3 protein-coding genes are annotated in these 3,461 nt (G+C 72.9%); 2 read left to right on the top strand and 1 reads right to left on the bottom strand.

Going from position 1 to position 3,461, the window contains the following annotated elements; all coding sequences use genetic code 11:
• Window positions 1-782: AfsR/SARP family transcriptional regulator (locus C1I97_RS33530; protein ID WP_146608373.1), on the bottom strand; the 782-nt coding region annotated here is incomplete at its 3' end.
• A gap of 180 nt (window positions 783-962) precedes the next feature.
• Between C1I97_RS33530 and C1I97_RS33525 the strand changes: the two genes are divergently transcribed.
• On the top strand, window positions 963-2,333 hold the full coding sequence (locus C1I97_RS33525; protein ID WP_111006791.1) for a helix-turn-helix domain-containing protein: 1,371 nt from the start codon (window positions 963-965) through the stop codon (window positions 2,331-2,333).
• Window positions 2,334-2,470: 137 nt separating this feature from the next.
• On the top strand, window positions 2,471-3,397 hold the full coding sequence (locus tag C1I97_RS33520) for an ornithine carbamoyltransferase (protein WP_111006790.1): 927 nt from the start codon (window positions 2,471-2,473) through the stop codon (window positions 3,395-3,397).
• Window positions 3,398-3,461: the final 64 nt, after the last annotated feature.

Below are 3,461 nucleotides of genomic sequence, written 5' to 3'. Positions count from 1 at the left end.
GGCGGGGGAGTGGGCGCGGCCAGCTCCGGGCTCTCGCGCAGGATCCCCTCGTACACCTTGGTCAGGCCGGGGCCCGGGTCGACGCCCAGTTCCTCCACGAGGAGTTCGCGTACCCGGCCGTACTCCTCCAGGGCCTCCGCCTGCCGGCCCGCGCGGTACAGTGCCAGCATCAACTGGGCGCGCAGGGTCTCGCGGAGCGGATGGCTCTGCACGAAGTCCCGCAGGTCCACCACGAGTTCGCTGCCCTCGCCGAAGCCGAGCCGCAGCTCGAAGAGGTACTCGGCGGCGGCGAGCCGGCGCTCCTCGAACGCGGTGGCCGCCGCCTCGATCACGGGCCCGCCGGCCCCGGACAGGATCGGGCCGCGCCACAGGCCGAGCGCCCGGCGCAGCGCCTCGACCGCCTCGCCCGGCCGACCCTGGCCCGCCGCGTTCCTGGCCGTCTGAACCAGCAACCCGAACTCGGTTAGGTCGAGCTGCTCCTGGCCGAGCACCACGCGGTAGCCGGGGCCGTCGGTGACGATGACCTCGCCGCCCGCCGGAATGCGCCGTCGCAGATTGGCCACGGCCTTGCGCACCTGGTGCGAGGCCGTGGCGGGCGGGTTCTCCGCCCACGCGGACTCCACGAGACGGTCGATCGGCAGCACCCGGCCGGTCTCCAGTAACAGGGTGCCCAGTACACGTTCCTGGATGAGTCCGCTCAGCCGGAGCCGGGAGCCGTCCGCCCAGCCCTCCAGTGGGCCGAGCACGTTGAAGCGCAGTGAACCCGCCTCGGCATCGGTCATGTCGGTGAACCTCCCCCAGGTCACGAATCCCCGTCCGCGCCCGGATCATAGCCCGTTCCCTGTCCTTGGTAACGAGGCGGTACGCGTTCGGTAAGCACCGCCGCCACCTTGAAGTCCACTAGGTGGTACCGGGACAGGCCCTCGCCGACGGGCCCCACACGCAAGTCGAGGAGAGTGGTCATGACGGAGCAGGCAGTGACGGACGGACTCGCGAAACAGTTGCGGTCGGCACGCCGGTGGGCGGGAATCACCCAGGAACAGCTCGCCGGCCTGTCGACCGTCAGCGTGCGGGCCATCCGTGACCTGGAGCAGGGGCGGGTGCGGCACCCGCGCCGGGAGACGCTCCGGCTGCTCGCCGACGCCATGCGGCTGGGCGACGCCCGGCGCGCGGCGCTCGAACTCGCCGTCGAGGGTGCTCCCGCCGACACCGTGATGCGCGCGGCGTTCGGGGCCGAACTGACGCCGCCGCCGGAGCCGTTGCGCCGCATGGTCGGCCGGACCGAGGAACTGCGGGCCCTGACCGGGTTGCTCGCCACCGAGCACGAGCGGCTGCTGACCGTGGTCGGTGTCGCGGGCGTGGGCAAGACCCGGCTCGCCCAGGAGGCCGCGCTGCTGCTGCACACCCGCGACCGGATGCCCGTCCTCTGGGTCGACATGAGCACGGCGGCCACGGCACCGGCGTCCGGCACCGCCCGCAGCCCGCGCGCCGCGCTGACCGGCTGGGCGCGCTCCCTCGCCGCCGACGGGCCGGGGCTGGACGAACTGGCCTCGGTCATACACGATCGCGCCGCCCTCCTGGTCCTCGACGGCCACGACGCCGTACCGCGCCTGGTCCCGCAACTTCTGGAGCTGCTGTACGGCTGCGAGCGCCTCAAGGTGCTGATCACCGCGCGAGAACCGCACCGCACCCCGGGCAACCGGCTACTGCCGCTCGCCCCGCTGCCGCTGCCCGCCCCGGAGCCGTCCGCCGACGCAGCCTCACCGCTGCCGGGGGCGTCCCTCACGGCCAGCGAGCCCGCAGTGGAACTGATGCTGTCCTACGTCGGCCACATGCGTCCCGACCTGCTGCCCACGGACTCCGTCGTGCGCACGGTGGCCCGGGTCTGCCACGCCCTGGACGGGGTTCCGCGGGCGATGGAGTCCGCCGCGTCCTGGCTGCTGCTGCACTCGCTGGAGGAGCTGCTGCGGATCGCCCGGACCAACCCGCTCGAACTCGTGGACGACGCGACCCTCTCCGACGTGAACGGCGAGGGGCTGAGGGCACTGCTCGCCGCGGCCGTGGACCGGCTGGACGACACGCAGGCCACCCTCCTCGGCAACCTGGGCGCGCTGGCCGACGGCTGGACCGCCGAGCAGGCTTCCGCCGTACTGGCCGTCCCCGCCACGACCGTGGCACGCGAGGTGCACGCGCTGATGCTGCGGGGGCTGGTCCGCCGACTGCCGGCCGCGGGGGAGAGTGCCAGCCGGTTCGGCGTCCTCAACCTGGTCCGGGGACTCGCGGCGGACCGCGCCGGGGCGGCGGCCCACCGGTCCGGGGCCCTGGTGCATTGAACCAGCCACCTGCCCACTGGCCTGCGGCCCTCACGAATCCACTCCCGATCACTGGAGCGCCGCCCCCGCCCATCGACCGACCACCTGCCCTTCCCCTTCCCTCCCGGCATCCGTCCGTCACCGAAAGGCCTTCCACCATGCGCAACCTGATCTCGCTCGCCGACCTCCGGCCCGAGCAGCTCGCCCGTATCGTCGCCCGTGCCGTCGAGTTCGGTCGCGGGGATGTCGAGGACCGTCCGCTGGCCGGCCGCCAGGTGGGCATCTACTTCCGCAAGTCCTCCACCCGGACCCGTACGTCGTTCTGGAGCGGGGCCACCCGGCTGGGTGCCGACGTCATCACCTTCGGACCGGACGAACTCCAGCTGACCACCGGCGAGACGGTGGAGGACACCAGCCGCGTCCTCGGCCAGTACCTGGACGCGCTCGTCGTCCGCACCAACGGCGACGTCGAGGAGATGCGCCGGCTCGGCACCAGCCCCGACCTCGCCGTGGTCAACGCGCTCAGCCTGGACGAGCACCCCACCCAGGCCATCGCCGACCTGACCACGCTCACCGAGCACTTCGGGGGTCTCGCCGGGCGGCACCTGCTCGTCGTCGGCGAGGGCAACAGCTCCGGAGCCGCCCTCGCGCTGGCCGGCGCGCTCGTCCCCGAGCTGCGGGTCACCCTGCTGTGCCCGGAGGACTACGAGGTGCCCAAGAGCACCCTTGACCTGGTCGACGAGCTGAGCAGCGGCCATCACCAGGTCGGCCAGATCACCGATCCGGACGCGGTCGAGGGTCCGGTGGACGCGATTTACACCAGCCGCTGGCAGACCATGGGCGTGCCCAAGGCCGACCCGAACTGGCTGGCCGCGTTCGAGGGGTTCCGTATCGACCGGGACTTCTTCGACCGCCACAGCGGCCCGCACACCGTGTTCCTGCACGACCTGCCCGCCGTACGCGGCCAGGAGGTCACCGACGAGATCCTGGACGGCGAGCGCAGCCTCGCCTGGCGGCAGGCCCACCACAAGATGACGGCCGCGATGGCGGTCCTGGAGTGGTGCGTGGTGGGCTTGCGGGACTGAGGACGCCCACCTGGCCACACACCGGGGCGGCGTCGGTACCGGCTCGCACAGAGCCGGTACCGAC

It is taken from the genome of Streptomyces sp. NTH33, assembly GCF_003236365.1.
In the GTDB taxonomy this organism is placed as follows: Bacteria; Actinomycetota; Actinomycetes; order Streptomycetales; family Streptomycetaceae; genus Streptomyces.
This window is presented reverse-complemented; position numbering and strand designations above follow the sequence as displayed.